Raw genomic sequence first — 22,509 nt, 5'->3', positions numbered from 1 at the left:
CTTTGCGTCAGGCCGCGCGGCGCGCCGCGTCGCGTGCGGCGACGGCGCTGCGCACGCGCGGAATCAGTTCTCGACCGTAGTCGATCGCATCTTCGAGCGGATCGAAGCCGCGGATCAGGAACGTCGTCACGCCGAGGTCGTAGTAGTCGAGCAGCGCGTCGGCGACCTGTTCGGGCGTGCCGACCAGCGCGGTCGAATTCGAGCGCGCGCCGGTGAGCTTTGCGATCTCGGTCCACAGCCGCTTGTCGACGCGCGAGCCGCGTTCGGCCGCGGCGAGCAGGCGCCGCGCGCCTTCGCTCTGCTGCGGGCCGCCGCTGCCGAGGCCGGCCGCTTCGCGCAGCCGGCGCGTTTCGTCGAGGATCCGGTGCGCGCGCGCCCATGCTTCGTCTTCGGTCGCCGCGAGGATTGGCCGGAACGACACGGAGAAGCGCACCTGCCGGCCGTGCTTCGCGGCTTCGGCGCGCACGCGGGTCGTCAGGTCGCGCACCTGGTCGAGCGATTCGCCCCACAGCGCATAGACGTCCGCGTGCCTACCGGCGACTTGCAGCGCCGCTTCCGAGGCGCCGCCGAAGTAGATCGGCACATGCGGCTGCTGGAACGGCTTCACTTCCGAAAAACCCTGCGTGAAGCGGTAGTGCGCGCCGTCGTGATCGAACGGCTGCGTTTCGGTCCAGATGCGGCGCAGGATGCCGAGATATTCGTCGGTGCGTGCGTAGCGTGCGTCGTGGTCGAGGAAGTCGCCGTCGCGTTGCTGCTCGCTGTCCGAGCCGCCGGAGATGAAGTGCACGGCGAGCCGTCCGCGGCTGAACTGATCGAGCGTCGCGATCTGCCGCGCGGCGAGCGTCGGCGCGGTGAAGCCCGGACGATGCGCGAGCATGAAGTGAATGCGCTCGGTCGCGGCGGCGGCGAACGCGATCGTCAGCGTCGCGGACGGGCCGGTCGAATGGTGCGGGACGAGGATCCGGTCGAAGCCGGCCGTTTCGTGTGCGCGGGCGAAGTCGCGCACGTAGTCGGGGTCGACGACGGGGCCGGCAGGTGGATGGATTTCCGACTGCTTCTGGCTCTGGATCATGCCGATGAATTCGACGCTCATCTGGGTCTCCGATACAAGGACGGCCCCACGCGGCCGGCAACGGCCGGCGGGGGCGGGAATGGAGCGCAGATTACCGCCGGGATCATGCGGAACGGAAATAATCAATCCCGATTTGAATATCAGATTTGCATGGTTTGGCCGCGTGTGCGTTGCGCATACGCTATGGGCTCGCGATGGCGTAGAAAGGGCGTCGGGGCGTGTCGGGCGGGGCTTTCGCGCCGGGCGGGAACCGGCTCGGCATGCGGCCCGGTGCGAATGCCGATGCGTGCGCACGCATTCGCGGCAAACGTCCGCGAACCGGCACGGCGCGCGAGTGCGCAACCGGTCGCCGCCGGCTTCACGCGCCGCTGCGCCATCCGCCGATCGATCTCTGCCATGAGCGCCGATCCGTTAGCCAGCTACCCAGTCACCGAGGGAATCCGTACCGATGTCCGCCAGCCTTGCCGCTTCCTCGCCGCTACCGCCGCAGTCGTCGCTGCGCCACCTGCCTGCCGACGATGCGCGCGTCGCGGCGCTGCTCGAGCGCCTCGCGCCCGAACTCGCCGCCGACGCCGCCCGTAACGACGTCGACGGCCGCTTCCCGCACGAGAACTTTGCGCGGCTGCATCGCGCCGGGCTGATCGCGCAGGTCGTGCCGCGCGAGCATGGCGGCGCGGGCGCGACGCTCGCGCAGGCGAGCCGGATCGTGGCCGCCGTCGCCCGCGCCGATCCCGCGACCGCGCTGGTGCTGACGATGACGTATCTGCAGCATCGCGCGCTCGGCCGTGCGGACAACCGCTGGCCCGCGCGCGTGCGGCGTGCGGTGTTCGACAGTGCGGTCGCCGAAGGCGCGCTGATCAACGCGTTGCGCGTCGAACCGGCGCTCGGGTCGCCGTCGCGCGGCGGCCTGCCCGAAACGATCGCGCGTCGCGACGGCGACGGCTGGCGGCTGTCCGGCCACAAGCTGTACAGCACCGGCATTCCGGCGCTGCGCTGGCTCGCCGTGTGGGCGCGCACCGACGAACCCGAGCCGCGTGTCGGCGTATTCCTCGTGCGGCGCGAGCGCGATGTGGAAGACGACGCAGGCATCCGCGTGATCGAAAGCTGGAATCACCTGGGCCTGCGCGCCTCGGGCAGCCACGAGGTCGTGTTCGACGACGTGCGGCTGCCCGCCGATCATGCGGTGGACGTGCGCGCGCCCGATGCGTGGGCCGTATCGGCCGCGAGCCATGCGGATGTCGACGCGCAGGCCGACCAGCAGGCGTGGATGGTCGCGCTGCTCGGCAGCCTCTACGATGCGGTGGCGCGCGCGTCACGCGACTGGCTGCTCGCGTTCGCGACGACGCGCGCGCCGAGCGGGCTCGGGGCCCCGCTCGCGACGCTGCCGCGCATTCAGGAGGCCGTCGGCGAGATCGAAGGGTGGTTGCACACAAACCGCGTGCTGCTTGACGAGCACATCGCGCGCACCGATGCGGGTGACGCGCCGACGGTGACGACGAGCGGCCTCGTCAAGCGAACCGTGACGGAGCAGGCGATCCGCACGGTCGAGCACGCGTTGAAGCTGTCGGGCAATCACGGGCTGAGCCGCCACAATCCGCTCGAACGTCATTATCGCGACGTGCTGTGCAGCCGCGTGCATACGCCGCAGGACGATGCGATCGCGGTCGCCGCCGGGCGTGCGGCGCTCGACGCCGCGGCGCGAAGCGCGAACGCGGAGACTGGCGGGACGTCGCGCGATGCACCGGCATCCGGTCGACGCGATGCGTGAGCGGGACCGCAGGACGGTCGGCGCAAACGGGACAGCGCGGTGCCGGCGTCGCCGGCCTCGGTCAAGCGGCCTCGTCGTGCGCGGCGGCATCCGCGGGCAGCGCCAATGCCGCGCGCGCATGCGCGCCCAAGGCCGCGAGCGGCGCCTTGATGCGCGCGGCGTCCTGCCGGTGCAGCAGCCACAGATCGATCTGCGGCTTGAAATCGGCGAGCGGCACGATCTCGACCGCGTCGCGCAGCGGGCTGCCTTCGACGAGCGGCAGCGGCATCAGCCCGATGCCGAAGCCGTTCGCGACGCTCTGCAATTGCAGGTCGCGACCATACACGTCGAGCGTGACGGGCATCGGCAGCCCTTGCGCGTCGAGCGCGCGGCGCAGGCCCGCGCGAAAGCCGCAGCCGTCGGGATTGAGCACCCAGCCGCGCGCTTGGCAGTCGGCGAGCCGGTAGCTGCGGCGCGGCCAGTCGCCCTTGCGGCCGACCGCGACGAGCCGGGTGGCCAGCAGCCGCTCGCCCTCGACGTGCGGCGGCAGCACCATCTCGCGGGCCAGAAACACCAGCGCCGCATCGAGTTCGCGGCGCGCGACGCGCTCGACGAGCATGCCGCCCCAGGCGGTCGTGACCTGCGTGGCGAGTGCGGGCCATTGCCCGGCGATCCGCGCGATCAGGCCGGGCAGCATCAGTTCGCCGAGGCCTTGCGTGAGGCCGACGCGGAATTCGCCGGCGGGCGGCCGCTGGCCGGCCATCAGTTCGCGCAGCGCATCGACCTCGCGCAGGATCGCGCGGCACTGCTCGAACACCTGCAGGCCGATGTCGGTCGGACGCGGCGGTTTCGTGTTGCGGTCGAGCAGCGTCGCGCCGAGCGCTTCCTCGAGATTCTGCACGCGCCGCGTGATCGCCGGCTGCGTCATCCCGAGCTCGGCCGCGGCCTGGCTCAGCGTCTGGCAGCGGACGACCGCTGCAAAAGCGTCGATATCGGTAATTTTCATGTTTGTTCTGCATGGTATTTCGGGTGCATCATGACGATCCATCATATTCGGCATCATATTCGAGGAGGCAGCCGATGAGTACGCTTTCGTTGCATCAGACGCCGCTGCGTCCGTTCGTCGACGGGCTGGGCGCGCTGCTCGCGTCCGGCGCGAACGAGGCGCGCATTCTCGACGAGGGCGGCGCGCTGCTTGCCGCGCTCGTCGCGCACGACGACTGGCTGCCCGATGCATTCGCGCAGCCCGATCCCGAGCGCTACCGCCAATACCTGCTGCATCTCGATCCCGACGAGCGGTTCTCCGTCGTCAGCTTCGTGTGGGGGCCTGGCCAGACGACGCCGATCCACAATCACACGGTGTGGGGGCTGATCGGCATGCTGCGCGGCGGCGAGTTTTCACAGCCGTACCGGTTCGACGCGACCGGCAAGCCGGTGCCGTCGGGCGATGCGGTGCGGCTGAAGCCGGGCGACGTCGAGGCCGTGTCGCCGCATATCGGCGACGTGCATCGCGTGACCAACGCGTTCGCCGACCAGGTGTCGATCAGCATCCACGTGTACGGCGCGAACATCGGCAAGGTCGAGCGCGCGGTGTTCCTGGACGACGGCACCGTGAAGCCGTTCGTGTCCGGCTATTCGAACGTGTGATCGAACGTGTGACGCCGCAACGCGCGCCCGTCCCGTTGCGAGCACACACGCCCGCAGCCCCGAGCTTCTTTGCTTTCTTCACCGACTTCAACAGAATCCGACAGAGACATCGTGACGCAATCCGTTGATTCCACTTCCCGTTTCCCCGTCGCGTCGTACCAGGACGTACGCGCACGCCTCCTGGCCCGCGACGAGCTCGCGCTGATCGACGTGCGCGAGGAAGATCCATACGCGCAGGGCCATCCGCTTTGGGCCGCCAACTTTCCGCTGTCGAAGCTCGAACTCGACGCGTGGACGCGCATTCCGCGCCGCGACACGCCGATCGTCGTGTTCGGCGAGGCCGACGGCGAGGATCTCGCGCCGCGCGCGGCCGCGAAACTTGCGCAGCTCGGCTATACCGACGTGCGGCTGCTCGACGGCGGTCTGGCGGGCTGGCTTGCCGCGGGCGGCGAGCTGTTCATCGACGTGAACGTGCCGAGCAAGTCGTTCGGCGAATGGGTCGAGGCGGAGCGCCATACGCCGTCGCTGTCGGCGCAGGAAGTGCAGGCGCTGATCGACGAGAAGGCCGACGTCGTGATCGTCGACGCGCGCCGCTTCGACGAGTATCAGACGATGAACATCCCGGCGTCGACGAGCGTGCCGGGGGCGGAACTCGTGCTGCGCGTGCGCGCGCTCGCGCCGGACCCCGCGACCCGGGTCGTGGTGAACTGCGCGGGCCGCACGCGCAGCATCATCGGCACGCAGTCGCTCGTGAACGCGGGGCTGCCGAACCCGGTCGCGGCACTGCGCAACGGCACGATCGGCTGGACGCTCGCGGGCCAGACGCTCGAGCACGGCGCCGCGCGACGCTTTCCCGACGACATCGAACCCGCGCAGCGGGAGGAAGCCCGGCGCGCCGCGCGCGCGGTGGCCGAGCGCGCCGGCGTGCCGCGCATCGCGCTCGCGGACGTCGCCGCGCTCGACGAGCCGGGCCGCACGCTGTATCGCTTCGACGTGCGCACGCCGGAGGAATACGAGGCCGGCCATCTGCCAGGCTTCCTGGGCACGCCGGGCGGCCAGCTCGTCCAGGAGACCGACCATCACGCGGCCGTGCGCGGCGCGCGCATCGTGCTCGCCGACGACGACGGCGTGCGCGCGGACATGACCGCGTCGTGGCTCGCGCAGATGGGTTGGGACGTGCGCGTGATCGAGCCGGCCGGCACGGCGACCTTCACCGAGCGCGGCCAGCCGCCGCGCGACGTGCCGGCGACGCCGCAGGTGGCCGAGGTGTCGCCCGCGACGCTCGCGGGCTGGCTGAAGGAGGCGGGGGTGGGCGAGATCACGATCGTCGACGTGACGACCAGCGCGAACTACGTGAAGCGGCATATTCCCGGCGCGTGGTTCGTCGTGCGCGCGCGGTTGCGCGACGCGCTCGCCGCGATTCCGCCGGCGAAGCGCTATGTGTTCACGTGCGGATCGAGCCTGCTCGCGCGGTTCGCGGCGGACGACGCGCGCGCGTTGCTGCCGGCTTCCGCGGCGATCTCCGTGCTGACCGGCGGCACGGCTGCGTGGATCGACGCGGGGCTGCCGCTGGAGCACGGCGAGACGCATCTGGCGTCGCCGCGCGTCGACCGCTACCGGCGCCCGTATGAAGGCACGGACAACGCGGCCGCCGCGATGCAGGCGTATCTCGACTGGGAATACGGGCTGGTCGACCAGCTGAAGCGGGACGGTACGCACCACTTCCGCGTGATCTGAGCGCGGCGCGGCATCCGGTGTGCGGCACGACATGCGCCGCGCCCGGTTGCCGCGCGTTCAGCGGCGCATCGCATGCCGCATGCGACGCGTTCGGTACGCTCACCGCTTGAACGTATCGACGGCCGTGCGGCCGACGGCCGGATCGTCGGTGAAGAAGCCGTCGATGCCCGCGCGCAGGTACGCCTGGATCTCGCGTACCGAGCCCGCGGTGTTGCGCGTGGCCGGCGTACCGCCGTCCTTCAGCGACGCGGGCAGGAAGTTGTTCTCCGGACGGAACGTGTACGGATGCACGACGAGGCCGGCTTCGTGCGCGTAGCGCACGTACGGCGTCGGCTGCTGCAGCGTGCCATCCGCGGCCACGGCGATGATCGACGTCTTGTACGGGCCGACACCGTTCGCATAGGACGCGATCTCGCGCATTCCGTCGCGCGTCGACAGGTCACCGTAGGTGCGCTTGTCGTTCGCCATCACGAAGTCGTACGGACGCTGGCCGGCTTCGTCCATCAACTGCACGAGCTTCCAGTTCGGCTGGCTCGACTTGATCCGGTTGCGGATCGCCTTCAGGTTCGCGACCTCGAACGACTGGATGTAGACGGTCGCCGTGCGTGCCGTGTACGGATCCTTCAGAAGCGCATCGACGAGACGGTCCTCGAGCGGCAGGCCGACCGACTGGAAGTAGGTCGGGTGCTTGGTTTCCGGATACAGGTGGATCGTGCGGCCGGTCTGCGCGGACATCAGTTTCGCGAGCGCGACGATCTCGTCGAAGGTCGGAATCTCGAACTGGTCGTTGTACGCGGTGTTCGCCGGGCGGACCTGCGGAATGCGCTCGCGGGCACGCAGCGTCTTCAACTCGGCGAGCGTGAAATCCTCGGTGAACCAGCCGGTCAGCTGCGCGCCGTCGATCGTCTTGGTCGCCTTGCGGCTCGCGAACTGCGGCAGCGTCGACACGTTCGTCGTGCCGGAGATTTCATTCTCGTGGCGCGCGACGAGCACGCCGTCGCGCGTCGAGACGAGGTCGGGCTCGATCACGTCCGCGCCGTCCTCGATCGCCTTGCGGTACGACGCGAGTGTGTGTTCGGGGCGCAGCGCGCTCGCGCCGCGATGGCCGACCACCTGGACCTTCGCGGAGATCGGCTGCGTCGAATCGGATGCCGACACGTCGTCGCCGCCGCAGGCGGCGAGCAGGAGGGCGGCGGCACAGGCGAACGGGATGCAGCGCAGGGCGGTCGGGCGCGTGAAGAGCATGTCGGTGAACCTTCGAAACGTAAGTCGGTGAAAGGGGCGTCGTTCCGGCGCTGCGGCCTGTCTCGGCGGGCCGCGTGGGATCGAACGGGACGCGATCGTCGCATCGAATAATTACATATGTATTACTCGCGCCTTTCTTTTGCGTTGCTGCACAAGACGCACGGGACGGGCGGATTGCGCGACCGTGCGAGCGGCGCGATCCGGCCGTCGCCGGGAGCCGGCGCGCCGGATGCACTAAACTTGCGGGACTTTTGCATCGCCGCGCCGGGCCGACGCCCGCCCGCGCGACGATGCGGCGACTCGCGGGCCGGCGCGGGCGCCCGGCGCCCGTGTGCGTCCGGGGCCCGCGCCGGCCGATTTTTACCGACCCATGACGACCCATACCGATCCCGCCTACCTGCTCGGCGACCTGCTGAAGAACGTTTCCCGCTCCTTCTACCTGACGCTGCGCGTGCTGCCCGTCGGCATGCGCGACCCGGTCGGCCTGGCCTACCTGCTCGCGCGCGCGGCCGACACGATCGCCGACACGGCGCTCGTCGCGCCCGATCGTCGCGCGGCGCTGCTGACCGACCTGCGCGACGAGGTCGAGCGGCTCGGCGACGGCGCGGCGCTGTCGCACGCGCTGGAGGACGTGACGCGGATGCAGACGGATTCGCACGAGCACGTGCTGCTCGGCTCGATGCAGCCGATGCTCGCGCTGCTGCGCGCGCAGCCGGAAGCGGATCGCGCATCGATCCGAAAGGTCGTCGCGACGCTGACGTCGGGGATGGAGTTCGACCTGCGCACGTTCCCCGACGAACAGTCGGGAGAGGTCGCGTCGCTGCCGGACCGCGACATGCTCGATCGCTACACGTATCTGGTCGCCGGCTGCGTCGGCGAATTCTGGACCGACATGACAGGCGCGCACACGCGGGCCGCGCGCGGCTGGGACCTGGCGGACATGCGCGAGAAGGGCATTCGTTTCGGCAAGGCGCTGCAGATGACCAACATCCTGCGCGACTGCGCGAAGGACCTGCGGATCGGCCGCTGCTATCTGCCGGACGACGTGCTGGCCGCGCACCGCGTGAGCGTCGCGGACCTGATGTCGCCCGATGCGTCGGCGCGCGCGCGCGGCGTGCTGGTCGACCTGCTGCGCGTGGCGCTCGATCAGTATCGCGACGCGTGCCGGTACACGCTGGCGATTCCGCGTCGTTTCGTGCGTCTGCGGCTCGCATGTCTGTGGCCGATCATGATCGGCCTCGAAACGCTCGAACGGCTGGCCGGCCATGACGCGTGGCTCGATCCGGCGAGGCCGGCGAAGGTGCCGCGCAAGCGGATCTACCGGATCATGGCGTCGTCGCTCGCGCTCGTCGGCTCGAACGCGGCGATCCGTGCGCGCATGAACGCGCTCGTCGACGCGGTGAACGCGCGGATCGAGCAGCCGGCCGCGCGCTGATTCTCGCTGAACGATGCCGGCGCGACAGGCGCGGGCATCGCCCCTCGGCCCGCATTCGCCGGGCCGCTTCCGTCCGATTCTCCCCACACGCACTGAAACGTTTTCACGATTTCGCTTTCCGAAACGTGGGTGTCATGAATGTCAGCGATCCTGCGCGGCGGCGTTGAATCGTGGCAGCCGCCGCGGTCGCGCATTTGTAAGAAGGTTGTTGCCGAAGGCGTCTGACGACATTGGACGGTCGCGATGCACCAGTAAAAATGTAAAGCTAGGGTTTTCACCGGGAAATGCCGGAAAGGCCCACCGCGTAAGCGTTTTCAGGTGTTATGTAACCGTTTGGTGAACCCCTGCGTTGCGTCGATCATACGATGACCGACTGCACATGTTGGGAAACGATTGGTAATCCGTCAGAATCGCACCGGCATGTACTCGCACATGTGTCAGTCATAAAACCACACCAGAAAAGAAATCATTCTTTGAGGACGGAGAATCAATGAAAAAGCGCGTCGCTTTCGCCATGACGGCAGTGGGTCTCGCAGCCGCTACCGCCGCCCACGCCCAGAGCAGCGTGACCCTGTACGGTATCGTCGATAACGCCATCGCCTGGCAGAACAACTCGTCGGCGACCAGCGCGGTTTCGGGCGGTCACTCGAAGGTCCAGATGGCCACCGGCATTTGGGCAGGCAGCCGCTTCGGCCTGAAGGGCAGCGAAGATCTCGGCGGCGGCACGAAGGCGATTTTCCAGTTGGAAGCCGGCTTCAACGCGAACAACGGCTCGTCGCAATGGACGAACGGCATCTTCACGCGTCAGGCGTGGGTGGGTCTGACCAACCCGACGTACGGTACGCTGACGGCCGGCCGCCAGTACACCGCGTACTACACGCTGCTGTCGCCGTATAGCCCGACGACCTGGCTGACCGGTTACTACGGCGCGCACCCGGGCGATATCGACTCGCTGGACACCAGCTACCGCGCGAACAACTCGCTCGTCTACATGTCGCCGAAGTTCTACGGCTTCACGGTCGGCGGTTCGTACTCGCTCGGCGGCGTGGCAGGCAGCTTCAACCGCGGCTCGACCTGGAGCGCGGCGATCCAGTACCTGAACGGCCCGGCAGGCATCGCGGTCGGCTATCAGCGCATCAACAACGCGACGCTCGGCGGCGGCGTGTGGGGCGCGAACTCGACCGCGCAAAACGGTCTGGATTCGAACGGCAACGGTGCCGAGCAGGCCGTGTCGTCGATCAACGGCGGCTACAAGACGGCACAGTCGCAGCAACGTGTCGCCGTGACGGCCGGTTACCAGTTCACGCCGGCGTGGGACATCTCGGTGTCGTACTCGAACGTCCAGTACATCCCGGGCAACCTGTCGGCATTCCACAATACGGCGATCTTCAACACGGCGGGCGCAGTGCTGCACTGGAAGGCAGCGCCGCAGTGGGACTTCGCGGCAGGCTACTCGTACACGCGTGCGACCCAATCGAACGGCGTCTCGAGCGCGGCCAAGTACCACCAAGTCACGCTGTCGCAGTACTACAGCCTGTCGAAGCGCACGGGCCTGTACGCGGTTGAAGCGTACCAGCACGCCAGCGGCAACACGATCAGCGGCCTGACCGGCGGCATCGTCAACGCAACGACGTCGATCGGCGACGGCGTGGGCGCAGGTTCGAAGCAGAACCAGATCGCTGCAGGCGTTGGCCTGATCCACCGCTTCTGATGTCGCGCGGCGCGCGAGCGCCGCTCACGGCATGCGGTATGAAAAAACCGGCCTTCGGGCCGGTTTTTTTTCGTGGGTGCGCGCCGCACGCGTGGCGCGGGTGCCCTCGTCGAGCGAGCAGTGTCCGACGACGTGTGCGCAAGCCGTCCCGATCGTCAGCGGCTCGAATCGTCCGACCAGTTCCCCGCCAGCGACTGAAACAGCGCCGCCGTATCGGCAAGCCGGTCTGCCTGTGCGCGCGTGCGATCGAGCGCGGTCTGCAGTGCCTGCCGCTGCGCGTCGAGCAGCGCGAACGTGCTGATCCCGCCTGCCGCGTAACGGTCGACGGCAATCGCGTTGCCTGCCGCCGCTTCCCGTGCAGCCGTGTCTCGTGCCTCCAGCTCCGCCGCATCGTGCTCGACCGCGCGCATCGCGTCGGCGACCTGCTGGAGCGCCAGCAGCACGGTTTCTCGATAGCTTGCGAACGCGGCGTCGTATGCGGCTTCGGCCGCGCGCTTTTTCGCGCGCAGTTCGCCACCGTGAAAGAGCGGCTGCGTCAGGCCGAGACCGACATTCCAGACATTGAGCCCGCTCACGATATCCGCGATGCGCGTGCGTTCCGAACCGATCCCCGCCGAAATCGAAAAACGCGGATACAGGTTCGCGGTCGCCACGCCGACGTTCGCGCTCGCCTGGTGCAGCACGGCCTCCGCCGCGCGGATGTCGGGCCGTTCGCGCGCGAGCGTCGACGGCAGCGCGACCGGCAACGTGTGCGGCAGGGCGAGCGCATCGAGCGTGAGGGCGGGCAGTGCGGCGTCGGACGGCGGCGCGCCCAGCAGGATCGCGAGCCGGTGGCCGGCCTGCGCGAAGCGGGCCGCGAGCGGCGGCAGCGAGGCCTGCGTCTGCGCGAGCAGTGTGCGCTGCGCATGCACGTCGGCCTGCGATACGCCGCCCGCCGCGAAGCGCGCTTCGACGATGCGCAACTGCCGCGCCTGCGCGTCGACGAGCTGGCGTGTGAGCGCGATCTGCTGCGCGAGCGACGCGCGCAGGATCGCGGTCGCGACGACGTTACCCGCGAGCGTCAGGCGCGCGGCGTCGAGCGTATATGCCTGATAGTCGACCTGGGCGCGCAGCGCTTCGAGCGCGCGCCGGTTGCCGCCGAACACGTCGAGGACGTACGACACGCTCACCGACGCGTCGTACAGCGTGAATGGCCCCGGATTCGGCACGTTGGCGGGCAGTCCGAACGCGGCGACGTCGACCTTCTGGCGTGTGGCGGACAGGTTCGCGTCGACGCGCGGCAGCATCGTCGCGCCGGATTGCGCCGCATGGTTCTGTCGCGCTTCGTCGAGCCGCGCGCGGGCCTCGGCGAGCGTCGGGCTGTTTTGCCACGCGGTATCGACGAGCCGGTTAAGCGGCGCCGAATCGAACCGCGTCCACCAGCGTTGCAGCGTGTGTGCGGCCGGCGCGAATGTCTGCGCGTCGCCGGCCGCCGTCGTCGCCGCGGGCGCTTCGTCGCGTGTGTAACGCTGCGTGGCCGGCGCGTCCGGCGTGCGGAAATCCGGCCCGACCGCGCATCCGGCGACGAGCAGCGCAGCGGCCGCCAATGCGCTGCCGCGGGCGGTGTGGGAGGCGTGACGCGAAGCCGGTTTCATCGCGCGGCCCCTAGTCGAGCGTGCGCCGGTAGAAGCGCAGCGCGATGCCCATCACGACGAGCGTGAAGAGCGCGACCGGCCACACGGACGGCCACAGGTCGGCCCAGCCGTTGCCTTTGAGCAGGATGCCGCGCACGAGGCGGTTGAAGTAGGTGAGCGGCAGCAGGTTGCCGATGAATTGCGCCCACCGCGGCATCCCTGCGAACGGAAACATGAAGCCCGACAGCAGGATGTTCGGCAGGAAGTAGAACACCGCGAGCTGCATCGCCTGGAGCTGGTTCTGCGCGAGCGACGACAGCGTGATGCCGACCGTGAGGTTCGCCGCGATGAACAGCAGCGCGGACAGGTAGATCGCGAACACGCCGCCGACGAACGGCACGTCGAACACGTAGCGCGCGGCGGCGAGGATGATCGACACCTGGATCAGCCCGATGAACACGTACGGGACGATCTTGCCGGTCATCACCTCCAGCGGCCGCACGGGCGTCGCCAGCAGATTCTCCATCGTGCCGCGCTCGCGTTCGCGCGTGATCGCGAGGCCCGTCATCATCACCATCGTCATCGTCAGGATCACGCCCATCAGCCCCGGCACGACGTTGTACTGCGTGATGCCTTCGGGGTTGTACAGGCGGTGCAGCACGACGTCGAACGCGGCCGGGCGGCCGTTCAGGTGCGCGAGCGGGCCGGTCAGGTCCTTGTCGGCGACGGGTTGCACGAGGCCCGGCAGCGCGCCGATCGCCGACGCGGTCGCGACGGGATCGGTCGCGTCCGCCTCGACGAGCAGCGCCGGGCGCTCGCCGCGCAGCAGCCGCTTCGAGAAATCGGCCGGCACGCTCAGCACGAACTGCACGTCGCCACGGGCAAGCGCATGCCGGCCGGCCGATTCGTCGGGCAGTGTCGCGACGATGTCGAAGTACGCGGAATTGCGCATCGCGGCGATGAAGCTGCGCGCGAACGGGCTCGAGTCGGCGACGATCACCGCGGTCGGCAGATGCTTCGGGTCGGTGTTGATCGCGAAGCCGAACAGCGCGAGCTGGATGATCGGCACGCCGACGATCATCGCGAACGTCACGCGGTCGCGGCGCAGCTGCAGGAATTCCTTCAGCACGATGCTCCACCAGCGCGCGACCGAGAAGGATTCGCGCAGGCCCGTCCACGCGTTCATGTCGCCGCTCCGCCGGGCGGCCCGGACGCGCGGCCCATCATGTAGATGAAGACGTCTTCGAGCCCGGTGTCGATCGGTGCGACCTGCAGCGGTGCGCGACCGTCCGTCTGCGCGTCGGCTTGCGACGCGACCTGCGCGAGTGTTGCATCGAGCAGCGCGCGATCGCGGCCGCTCACGTGCAGCGTCGAACCGAACACGACCGTCTGGTCGACGCCCGGCATCGTGCGCAGGCGCGCGGACAGTTCGGCCAGATGCCCGCCGGTGACCGAGCGTGTCGACAGGTGCTGCGACGCGACGATTTCCTCGGACGTGCCCTGCGCGAGCAGTTCGCCGGACGCGATGTACGCGAGCTTGTGGCAGCGTTCGGCTTCGTCCATGTAGTGCGTGCTGACGAGCACCGAGATGCCTTGCGCGGCCAGCCGGTGCAGTTCTTCCCAGAAGTCGCGGCGCGCGGCCGGATCGACGCCGGCCGTCGGCTCGTCGAGCAGCAGCAGTTCCGGCTCGTGCAGCATGCACGCGGCGAGCGCGAGACGCTGCTTCCAGCCGCCCGACAGCGCGCCCGTGAGCTGGTCCGCGCGGCTCGCGAGGCCGAGCCCGTCGAGCGCGCGCGAGACGGCCGCCCGGCGATCGGGCATCCCGTACACGCGTGCGACGAACTCGAGGTTCTCGCGGATCGACAGGTCTTCCCAGTACGAAAAGCGCTGCGTCATGTAGCCGACACGCCGCTTGATCTGCGCGCTGTCGCGCACGATGTCGTAGCCGAGGCAGGTGCCGCTGCCCGAGTCGGGCGTGAGCAGGCCGCACATCATGCGGATCGACGTCGTCTTGCCGCTGCCGTTCGGCCCGAGAAAGCCGAAAATCTCGCCGCGCGCGACGCGCAGCGACACGTCCTTCACGACATGCTTGTCGCCGAAGCGTTTGTTCAGGCGGTCGACGTCGATCGCGTACGGAGCGGGCGGCGCGTTCATCGCATCCTCACGGCGACGGGCTGGCCCGGGTGCAGCTTCGGCGCGTCGGCGACGGCGGGGCGCGCTTCGACCATGAACACGAGCTTGGTCCGGCTCTCGTTGCTGTAGATCACGGGCGGCGTGTATTCGGCCTCGCGCGACACGTAGGTGACGTGCGCGGGGACGTCGGCGGGGCAGCCGTCGCAGCGGATCGCGACGGTGCGCCCCGGGGCGATCGATGCGAGGGCGGCTTCCGGCACGAAGAACCGCACCTTCAGGTTTTGCGGCGGCAGCATCTGCACGACCGGATTGCCGGCCTGCACCCATTCGCCGACGCGGTACAGCGTGTCGTACACACGCCCGGCGGCGGGCGCGGCGACGCGCTTCTGGTCGAGCTTCCATTGCGCTTCGGTGACGGCCGCCTGCGCGGCATCGACTTGCGCGGCCTGGGCGGCCACCTGCTGCGCGCGTCCCGGCAGGCGCGCGACGTCGACCTGGTTCTGCAACTCGCGCACCTGCGCGGCGGTGGTCTGCGCGGACGTGCGCGAATCGTCGAGCTGCTGCTTCGACAGACCGCCGGCCGCGTACTGGCGCTCGTCGCGCGCGCGTTGCGCGGCGGCACGCGCGGCCTGTGCGGTGGCCTGCGCGAGCTGGGCCCGCGTGACCGCGACTTCCGGCGGACGCTTGCCGGTCTGCAGGTCGGCAAGCTGCGCGCGTGCGGCCGCGAGCTGATGCTGCGCCTGCAGCAATGCGGCCGTTTCGTTGACGGCTTCGAGCGAGAACACCGACATGCCGGCCGCGACGGCCTGGCCGCGTTCGACCGACAACTGCGTCAGCGTGCCCGCTTGCGACGACGACAGGTACACGAATTCGCCTTCGACATAGCCTTGATAAGTTGCCACGTCGTTCGCCGGCCGTCCGCAGCCGGCGAGCAGCGCGACGGCTGCGGCCAGTGCGAGCGGCGGCGGGCGGGACACGTTCACGACGGCCTCCGGGGCGAATGTGCGCCGGCATCCGGCACGGCGGCGGGCGGCTGCAAGCCGGAACCGAGCAGCGCGCGGACGTGGCGATGCAGCACGTCGCGATCGATCGGCGGCAGGCCGCGCGCGCTTTGCCACAGCTTCGCAGTGGCGAGCGGCAGCATCACGAGCGCAATGATCGAATGGAACAGGAATGCGGGTTCGAGCGCGGGGTTCAGCGTGCCGGCCTGCTGTGCGGCGCGGATGCGCTCGGCAAAGCGGCCGACGTGCTCGAGCGGAATGCGCCGGATCATCCGCTCGCGCAGCAGGCCGCCTTCGTGGACGATCTCGCGCAGCCAGATCGACGGCAGCCAGGGCATGCGATGCGTGACGTCGAAGAACCGGTCGACGAGTTCGGCGACGAGCGCGAACGGATCGTTTTCGATCTGCGGGGCGGTCGGCCGCCACACGAACGCGATGACCTGCGCGAGCCGCTCCTCGACGATCGCGTCGAGCAACTGCTCGCGATTCGTGAAGTAGTAATGGACCATCGCCGACGTGACGCCGGCGGCCGCGGCAATCTGCGCGACGGTCGTCGCCGCGATGCCGCGCTCGGCGAACAGCTGCATCGCGACGTCGAGCATGTGGTCGCGCAGGTCGAAGTCGTCCACCGACGGGCGGCGCCCGCGCGGCCTGGCGACGGTGGATTTCGCGTTCATGCAGACGACGCTAATTGACGGGTTAGTTAATTTCAAGGAAGGGTTTTCGCCCGCGTTGATCGAGATCAGGCGTACGTCGAACGGCGGTGCAGACGAGCGGGGTGGCGGCGTGACGACCGGGCGTATGCCAGTGGCGGAATGTAGGAAGCGGCTAATGGGGAAACCACGGGGAACCGGGGGAAGAAGCGCCCGAGGCCGGCGAGGAAGCCGTGCGTCGCGGGTGCGTGCCCGACACGGCACGCACCCCGAACGTCGTCACTGATCGATCGGCGACTTCAGCGGCTGGTGCTCGCCCGTCAGCCCGAACACGACGAGTTGCGCGGGCTCGGTCGCGCTCGCATTGCGCGACACCTGGTGGCGCGAACCGGGCGGCTCGTACCAGCCTTCGCCGGCGCGATAGCGGCGCACCGGGCCGTCGTTCACCTGCGACAGCACTTCGCCTTTCGACACGACCGCGAACACCGAGCCGAGGTGTTTGTGTGCTTCGGACGCCTGACCAGGCGCATAGTCGACGGTCGCGACGACGGCGAGCTTGCCGGGCGCTTCGGGCACGGCCTGTTGCATGATCGCGTGCACGTTGTCGCCGGCGTCGTGCGCAATGGCGGCGGCCGGCAGCGCGACGACGAGCGCGAGCAGCGTGCACAGCATCGCGCGGCGGAGCGTGAAGCGGGAGCGCATGATCGTCGTCTCCTTATTCGGGCATCTTGCGGAATGCGATCGCGAAGCGGTTCCACGTGTTGATCGTCGCGATCAGCATCGACAGTTCGAACAGCTCCGTGTCGTTGAAGTGCGGCTTCACGGCATCCCAGACGGCATCCGGCACGTGGTTGTCGGCGATCAGCGTCAGCGCCTCGGTCCATTCCAGCGCCGCGCGTTCACGCTCGGTGAAGAACGGCGTTTCGCGCCACGTGACGACGGTCGCGAGACGGCGGTCGGTCTCGCCGCCCTTGCGCGCATCGGTGGTGTGCATGTCGACGCAGAACGCACAGCCGTTGATTTGCGACGCGCGCAGCCGGACCAGTTCGGCGAGCGGCTTCTCGATCGAGCTTTTCGCGATGAATTCCTCGGCGTTGCGCATCACCTTGATGGCGTTCGGGCTGGCGGTATAGAAGTTCAGGCGCGGTTGCATGGCAGGTCCTTTTTCCGGTTGATGCGCACGGTGGCGCGACAGGACCCACTTTAAGCGTGGCACTGGCCTGCTTGAATGGCCAATTCCGGGAAAATTCAGGTAACCAGTGGTGCGCCGCCGATGTTGCCCGAGTCCAGCAGCGCGGCCAGTTTCGCGAGCGCGGCGTCGATGCGCAGCGCGTCGATCCCGCCATAGCCGAACAGCAGCCCCGCGCGCGCCGCCGAGCCGACGTGGAACGCCGAGATTCCGTACAGGCCGATGTCGTGCTCGCGGGCGGCGCGGACCAGCGCGGCTTCGTCGAGCCCCGGTTTCAGGTGCGCGGCGAGGTGGATGCCGGCAGTCGGAACGATCGGGTCGAACCACGGCGCGAGGTTGCCGCGCAAATGCGCGAGCAGCATCTTGCGGCGCGCGTCGTAATGCTTCTGCACGCGCCGCAGGTGTCGCGCGAAATCGCCTTCGTGCATGAAGCGCGCGAGCGCCGCCTGCGTGAGCGTGCAGGTATGCCAGTCGACGATCTGCTTCGCCTTGGCGAGCGCGCCGCGCAGCGCGCGCGGCGGAATCGCGTAGCCGATCCGCAGTTCGGGAAAGATCGTCTTCGAGAACGTGCCGACGTACGCGACGAGGCCCGTGCGGTCGAGGCTCTTCAGCGATTCCACCGGCCGGCCTTCGAAGCGGAATTCGCCGTCGTAATCGTCCTCGATGATCACCGCGCGGCGTCGCTGCGCCCATTCGAGCAGCGCGACGCGCCGGTCCAGCGTCATCGGCATTCCGAGCGGGAACTGGTGCGACGGCGTCACGTAGACGAGGCGCGCGTCGTCGGGCAGCCGGTCGATGATGAGGCCGTGCGCATCGACCGGCACGCCGATCACCGTCGCGCCGAGCGACGCGAACGCCGCGCGCGCCGGCGGATAGCCGGGATTCTCGACCGCGACGACATCGCCCGGCCGTACGACCACGCGCGCGATCAGGTCGAGCGCCTGTTGCGCGCCTTGCGTGACGAGCACGTCGTCCCAGCTGCACGCGACCGCGCGGCTGAACGCGACGTAGCGCGCGATCGCGCCGCGCAACTGCGGATCGCCGGCCGGATCGTGGTACTGGCCGGGGCCGCGCGCCTGCTGGCGCAACGCGTGATGCAGGCAGCGGCGCCACGCGTCGAACGGGAACAGCGTCTTGTCGGTCACGCCGCCGCGGAAGTCGAACGCGGGCGTGTCCTGCGGCGCGGGCATCGCGAGCGCGTCGGGCAGTTCGTCCCACAGCGCGCGTGCGTCGACGGCATGGACGGGCCGTGCAGCCTCGACGAGCGACGGCGTCGAGTTTGCCGCGTGCGGCACCCGCGCGAGGCCGTCGGCGACGAACGTGCCGTCGCCCGCGCGCGTGTTCAGGAAGCCCTCGGCGACGAGACGCTCGAACGCGTCGAGCGTCGTCTTGCGCGACACGCCGAGCTGCCTGGCGAGGTCGCGCGTCGACGGCAGCCGGGCGCCGCCTTCGAGCCGCCCGTCGACGATCGCGGTGCGCAGCTGCCGAAAGATTTGCCCGGTCAGGTCGTGACGGCCTTCGATGCGGATCGCGATGTCCATCGCAGTGGTTACCTCGAATAGGGCAATTTGATGTCGATGAGCATACCGGAAGTTCGTGGACGGCCCGGCATCCGCCGAACGTAGCCGCACGGCGCCATTCGATTGGACCGCCGCCCGCCGGTGCCTTACGATCCATCACAATCCCCGATCGGAGTGCCCTCATGCTGTCCGAAGACGAACTCGCGCTGCTCGATGCGATCCGCGCCACCGGCAGCCTGTCGCGGGCGGCCGCGCGGCTCGGCAAGGCGCCGTCGACCATCTCGCACGCGGCGCGGCAGCTCGAAACGCGCTTCGACGCGCTGCTGTTCGACCGGCGCGGCTACCGGCTGCAGCTCACGCCGGCCGGCCAGTTGCTGACCGACGAGGCGTCACGCCTCGCGCTGGACGTCGCGCGGCTCACGCAGCGCGTACGGCAGGTCGCGAGCGGCTGGGAGGACCGGCTGTGGATCGTCAGCGACGAGGTGCTGGAGTTCGATACGCTGCTGCCGGTCGTCCGTGCATTCGATGGGCTCGATTCGGGCGTGTCGCTGCGTTTCACGCACGAAGTGCTCGGAGGCACCTGGGAAGCGCTGCGCGACGGCCGCGCGGATCTGGTCGTCGGCGCGACCAACGAGCCGCCGGCGATTCCGGGTTTCAAATGGTTCGAGCTCGGCGCGATGGAATGGGTGTTCGCCATATCGCCGCGCCATCCGCTGGCCGCGGCAAGCGAGCGGCTGACCCGCGACGCGATCTGCGCGCATCGCGCGGTCGTCGTCGCCGATTCGTCGCGGCGGGCCGTCGGCCGCGCGTACGGGCTGCTCGGCGGGCAGGCGGTGCTCGCGGTGCCGTCGATGCGCGCCAAGATCCTCGCGCAGCGCGACGGGCTCGGCGTCGGCTGGGTGCCGCGCCGGCGGGTTGCTTCGCTGCTCGCGCGCGGCGAGCTCGTCGAGAAGGAAACGGCCGATCCGCGCGAGCCGAACGTGCTGTACGTCGCCTGGCGCGGCGACCGCGACGGCCGCGCGCTGCAATGGTGGCTGGAGCAACTGCGCGAACCGCGGCTCGCGCAGCGCCTGCTCGACGGGATCGACGTGACGGGCTGAGTGCGTCAGCCGTGCAACGGACGGACAGGTCCCGACAAACACGTTCGAAGATTTCGAACATGTCCGCCGCGCCGGTCGTACGGCAAGGGCGGGCGCCGCGCGCATCCTGTGTTCACGGTCAACTCACCGGTTCACAGGAGAACATCATGCAACGCTTCGAAGGAAAAACGGTCCTCGTCACGGGCGGCAACAGCGGCATCGGCCTGGCGGCCGCACGGGCATTCGCGGCCGAAGGCGCGCGGGTCATCATCACCGGTCGCGACGAGCAGACGCTCGCCGCCGCGCGCGCGTCGCTCGGCGACGGCGCGCTCGCGATCCGCAACGAGGCCGGCAGCGTCGCGTCGGCGCGGGCGCTGGCGGATGCGATCGCGGCCTCCGGCGCGCGGCTCGATGCCGTGTTCGTCAACGCGGGCGTCGCGAAACTCGCGCCGTTCGCGGATATCGACGAAGCGTTGTGGGATCTCGTGTTCGACACGAATGTGAAGGGCGCGTATTTCCAGATCCAGTCGCTCGTGCCGCTGCTGAACCGCGGCGCGTCGATCGTGATCAACGGCTCGATCAACGCGCATATCGGGATGCCGGGCTCGTCCTTGTACGCGGCGAGCAAGGCGGCCGTCAATTCGTTCGCGAAGACGTTGTCGACGGAACTGCTGCCGCACGGCGTGCGGGTGAACGTGGTGAGCCCCGGCCCGGTCCAGACGCCGCTGTACGGCAAGCTCGGGCTCGACGCGGCGACGCTCGACGAGACGGCCGAGAAGATCAAGGGGCTCGTCCCGATCGGCCGGTTCGGCACGCCGGACGAAATCGCGTCGACGGTGCTGCATCTGAGCGCGCCGGAATCCGCGTTCATCGTCGGCGCGGAAATCATCGCGTCGGGCGGGATGGGCTTGCTTTGAGCGGATGACCGGCGGGGCCGCACGACCCGACGCGAGGTCGGGCGGCGCAGCCCCGCCGGGCGATCGCATCGCTAGCGCGATGTGCAGGCGTCGCGAACCTCGTCGGCCCGATCGCGTCCGTGGAGCTGCGTCACCGTCAGCCCCGAGAACGTCGCGCTGCCGTGCTCGGCGAACACGGCGACGCGGTCCGCATCGAGCGGCGGAAAGATCAGATCCGTCAGCGCGACGCGGCCGCCGTTCGCGAACACCTCGACCGACCCGCGATCGACGACGATTTCGAGCCGCAGTTGCCCATGATCGAGCGGCAGATCGACGATGTGCTCGCGGCTGAACGTGCCGGCGAAATCCGTCGAGCCGGCGCGCGAGCGGTCGAGCGTCAGCGTGCGCTTCGCCGTGTCGTACACGATCCGGGTGCCGATCGAGCCATCCGCCGATCCTCGCACGATCACACCCGCGCGGGCCGCGTGCCGCGGCGCGATCGTCACCGTGATGCGCTGGACGACACCGCGCGTCGCCTCCGACAGCGCGCGGGTGGCGGACTCGACGTTCAGGTTGCCTTCGTGCACGGCGGGCCGCCCGTCGGCCCACGCATCGAACGCGGCGGCCGGCGTCACGACGAGCGTCGGTTCGCCGTCGATCGTCTTCAGCGCGAACTCGCGCGGCAGCGTCGTCGCGCCGCGCCAGGGCGCCGTCGGCACTTTCGCCGCGTAATCCCAGTTGCTCATCCATGCGATCGCGACAGGCCGCGCGCCCGGTGCGCCGGAGAACGTGCCGGCGGCGTAAAAATCGGCGCCGTGATCGACCCAGCGGAATCGCGCGGGATCGGAACCGGCCGGCGCGACCTGGTCGGGCGTGAACGTGCGACCGTCGAAGTCGCCGACGAAATACATCGCGCCGGAGCCGCCGGCGATCGACCACGGGTTGACGTTGACGATCATCACCCACTTGATGTGTCGCGGATCGTCGTCGACGGGCAGCGGCACGAGGTCGGGCATTTCCCACAGCACGCCCGCATGCGGCACGTCCGGCAACGTGAAGTCGCTCAGGAAGGACCAGTGAATCAGGTCATCGGATCGATAAAGCTTCACGACCTGCGCGTCCGCGACGACGGTCGTCATCAGCCAGTAGCCTCCCGGCGCGTACCACGACACTTTCGGGTCGCGGAACTGCTTCGACTCGGGATCGAGCGTGAGCACGGGGTTGTGCGCGTAGGGCCGCCACGTCGCGCCGTGGTCGAGGCTGTACGCGAGCGATTGCGCCTGCGTGCCCGGTGCGTGACCCGAGCCGTCCTTGTAGACGCTCGTGTAAAGCGCAACCAGCGGCGTCTCGCCCGGCGCGCCGAGGCCGGACGTGTTGCGCGTGTCGGCGACGATCGAGCCGGAGAAGATTTCCTCCGTCGCGTTCGCGCGCATCGCGACCGGCTGCTCGCGCCAGTGGACGAGGTCGGTGCTGGTCGCATGGCCCCACGACATGTTGCCCCAGTCGTGGCCGAGCGGGTTGTACTGATAGAACAGGTGATAGCGGCCGTTCTCGTAGACGAGGCCGTTCGGATCGTTCATCCAGTTGCGTTGCGGCGTGTAGTGCACGGCCGGCCGCCATTGCGGCGTGCCATGCTCGGGTGGTGCGTCGCAGGGCGCGGCGGCGGCGTGCGTGCAGGCCGCGCTTGCCGCACACGCGAGCAGCAGCCGGGTAATCAGGAGGGGAAAGCGAAGAAACGTCGATCTCATGCGGGGTTCCGTGCTTCGGCGCGCGAAGCGGGAAAGGTGGCGCATGCCGCTTGCGAAGGCAGCATGCGCGATTCTGCGAAAGA

Annotated in this window: 19 protein-coding genes; 7 read left to right on the top strand and 12 right to left on the bottom strand. The window is 69.2% G+C overall.

The annotated features are described in order from the left end of the window. Nucleotides 1-7: 7 nt before the first annotated feature. Nucleotides 8-1,093 carry an LLM class flavin-dependent oxidoreductase gene (locus tag HWX25_RS03435; RefSeq protein WP_175907108.1) on the bottom strand — a complete coding sequence of 362 codons (1,086 nt, stop codon included), beginning with the start codon at nucleotides 1,091-1,093 and terminating at the stop codon, nucleotides 8-10. A gap of 427 nt (nucleotides 1,094-1,520) precedes the next feature. Here HWX25_RS03435 and HWX25_RS03430 point away from each other — a divergent pair, with 427 nt between their 5' ends. After that, entirely contained in the window at nucleotides 1,521-2,840 is a 1,320-nt protein-coding gene (locus HWX25_RS03430) for an acyl-CoA dehydrogenase family protein (protein WP_175907106.1), read from the top strand. 61 nt (nucleotides 2,841-2,901) lie between these two features. On the opposite strand, the gene HWX25_RS03425 is transcribed toward HWX25_RS03430, so the two are convergent. Continuing rightward, the gene (locus tag HWX25_RS03425) at nucleotides 2,902-3,825 is read right to left on the bottom strand and encodes a LysR family transcriptional regulator (protein WP_175907105.1); all 924 of its coding nucleotides are present in this window, start codon (nucleotides 3,823-3,825) and stop codon (nucleotides 2,902-2,904) included. Nucleotides 3,826-3,899: 74 nt separating this feature from the next. Between HWX25_RS03425 and HWX25_RS03420 the strand changes: the two genes are divergently transcribed. Continuing rightward, nucleotides 3,900-4,466: a cysteine dioxygenase gene (locus HWX25_RS03420; RefSeq protein WP_059689982.1), complete on the top strand. Its 567-nt coding sequence runs from the start codon at nucleotides 3,900-3,902 to the stop codon at nucleotides 4,464-4,466. A 111-nt stretch (nucleotides 4,467-4,577) separates the two neighbouring features. Further along, nucleotides 4,578-6,203, top strand: coding sequence for a rhodanese-related sulfurtransferase (locus HWX25_RS03415; protein ID WP_175907103.1), 1,626 nt, complete (start codon nucleotides 4,578-4,580; stop codon nucleotides 6,201-6,203). 99 nt (nucleotides 6,204-6,302) lie between these two features. Here HWX25_RS03415 and HWX25_RS03410 read toward each other — a convergent pair whose 3' ends face one another. Then, nucleotides 6,303-7,448, bottom strand: coding sequence for a glycerophosphodiester phosphodiesterase (locus tag HWX25_RS03410; protein ID WP_175907101.1), 1,146 nt, complete (start codon nucleotides 7,446-7,448; stop codon nucleotides 6,303-6,305). 370 nt (nucleotides 7,449-7,818) lie between these two features. Here HWX25_RS03410 and HWX25_RS03405 point away from each other — a divergent pair, with 370 nt between their 5' ends. Beyond that, complete coding sequence (locus HWX25_RS03405) at nucleotides 7,819-8,883, top strand: phytoene/squalene synthase family protein (RefSeq protein WP_175907098.1); 1,065 nt, start codon at nucleotides 7,819-7,821, stop codon at nucleotides 8,881-8,883. Between the two features lie 490 nt (nucleotides 8,884-9,373). After that, entirely contained in the window at nucleotides 9,374-10,594 is a 1,221-nt protein-coding gene (locus tag HWX25_RS03400) for a porin (RefSeq protein ID WP_059689985.1), read from the top strand. 155 nt (nucleotides 10,595-10,749) lie between these two features. On the opposite strand, the gene HWX25_RS03395 is transcribed toward HWX25_RS03400, so the two are convergent. The 8 genes from HWX25_RS03395 to HWX25_RS03360 form a co-directional block, all read right to left on the bottom strand. Beyond that, nucleotides 10,750-12,228: an efflux transporter outer membrane subunit gene (locus HWX25_RS03395; protein WP_175907096.1), complete on the bottom strand. Its 1,479-nt coding sequence runs from the start codon at nucleotides 12,226-12,228 to the stop codon at nucleotides 10,750-10,752. Nucleotides 12,229-12,238: 10 nt separating this feature from the next. After that, nucleotides 12,239-13,393: an ABC transporter permease gene (locus HWX25_RS03390; RefSeq protein ID WP_059689987.1), complete on the bottom strand. Its 1,155-nt coding sequence runs from the start codon at nucleotides 13,391-13,393 to the stop codon at nucleotides 12,239-12,241. Continuing rightward, nucleotides 13,390-14,361 (bottom strand): ABC transporter ATP-binding protein, encoded by a 972-nt coding sequence (locus HWX25_RS03385; protein ID WP_175907094.1) that lies wholly within the window; start codon nucleotides 14,359-14,361, stop codon nucleotides 13,390-13,392. Before HWX25_RS03385 ends, HWX25_RS03390 begins: the two co-directional genes overlap by 4 nt. Beyond that, entirely contained in the window at nucleotides 14,358-15,323 is a 966-nt protein-coding gene (locus tag HWX25_RS03380) for an HlyD family efflux transporter periplasmic adaptor subunit (RefSeq protein ID WP_175907092.1), read from the bottom strand. Before HWX25_RS03380 ends, HWX25_RS03385 begins: the two co-directional genes overlap by 4 nt. Further along, nucleotides 15,320-16,018: a TetR/AcrR family transcriptional regulator gene (locus HWX25_RS03375; protein WP_175907090.1), complete on the bottom strand. Its 699-nt coding sequence runs from the start codon at nucleotides 16,016-16,018 to the stop codon at nucleotides 15,320-15,322. Before HWX25_RS03375 ends, HWX25_RS03380 begins: the two co-directional genes overlap by 4 nt. 255 nt (nucleotides 16,019-16,273) lie before the next feature. Continuing rightward, nucleotides 16,274-16,696 carry a cupin domain-containing protein gene (locus HWX25_RS03370; RefSeq protein ID WP_175907088.1) on the bottom strand — a complete coding sequence of 141 codons (423 nt, stop codon included), beginning with the start codon at nucleotides 16,694-16,696 and terminating at the stop codon, nucleotides 16,274-16,276. Nucleotides 16,697-16,709: 13 nt separating this feature from the next. Further along, entirely contained in the window at nucleotides 16,710-17,147 is a 438-nt protein-coding gene (locus HWX25_RS03365; RefSeq protein WP_175907086.1) for a carboxymuconolactone decarboxylase family protein, read from the bottom strand. Nucleotides 17,148-17,242: 95 nt separating this feature from the next. After that, entirely contained in the window at nucleotides 17,243-18,724 is a 1,482-nt protein-coding gene (locus HWX25_RS03360) for a PLP-dependent aminotransferase family protein (RefSeq protein ID WP_175907084.1), read from the bottom strand. 161 nt (nucleotides 18,725-18,885) lie between these two features. Between HWX25_RS03360 and HWX25_RS03355 the strand changes: the two genes are divergently transcribed. Continuing rightward, complete coding sequence (locus HWX25_RS03355; RefSeq protein ID WP_175907082.1) at nucleotides 18,886-19,803, top strand: LysR family transcriptional regulator; 918 nt, start codon at nucleotides 18,886-18,888, stop codon at nucleotides 19,801-19,803. Between the two features lie 146 nt (nucleotides 19,804-19,949). Then, nucleotides 19,950-20,699 carry an SDR family oxidoreductase gene (locus HWX25_RS03350; protein WP_059819009.1) on the top strand — a complete coding sequence of 250 codons (750 nt, stop codon included), beginning with the start codon at nucleotides 19,950-19,952 and terminating at the stop codon, nucleotides 20,697-20,699. A gap of 71 nt (nucleotides 20,700-20,770) precedes the next feature. Here the strand turns inward: HWX25_RS03350 and HWX25_RS03345 are convergent, their stop codons facing one another. Next, the gene (locus HWX25_RS03345; RefSeq protein WP_175907080.1) at nucleotides 20,771-22,426 is read right to left on the bottom strand and encodes a glycoside hydrolase family 32 protein; all 1,656 of its coding nucleotides are present in this window, start codon (nucleotides 22,424-22,426) and stop codon (nucleotides 20,771-20,773) included. Between the last annotated feature and the right edge of the window lie 83 nt (nucleotides 22,427-22,509).

It is taken from the genome of Burkholderia sp. BCC1640, from assembly GCF_902833125.1.
GTDB classification, from domain to species: Bacteria; Pseudomonadota; Gammaproteobacteria; order Burkholderiales; family Burkholderiaceae; genus Burkholderia; species Burkholderia diffusa.
Note: the sequence above shows the minus strand (reverse complement) of the source record. Positions and strands in the feature narration are given on the sequence as shown.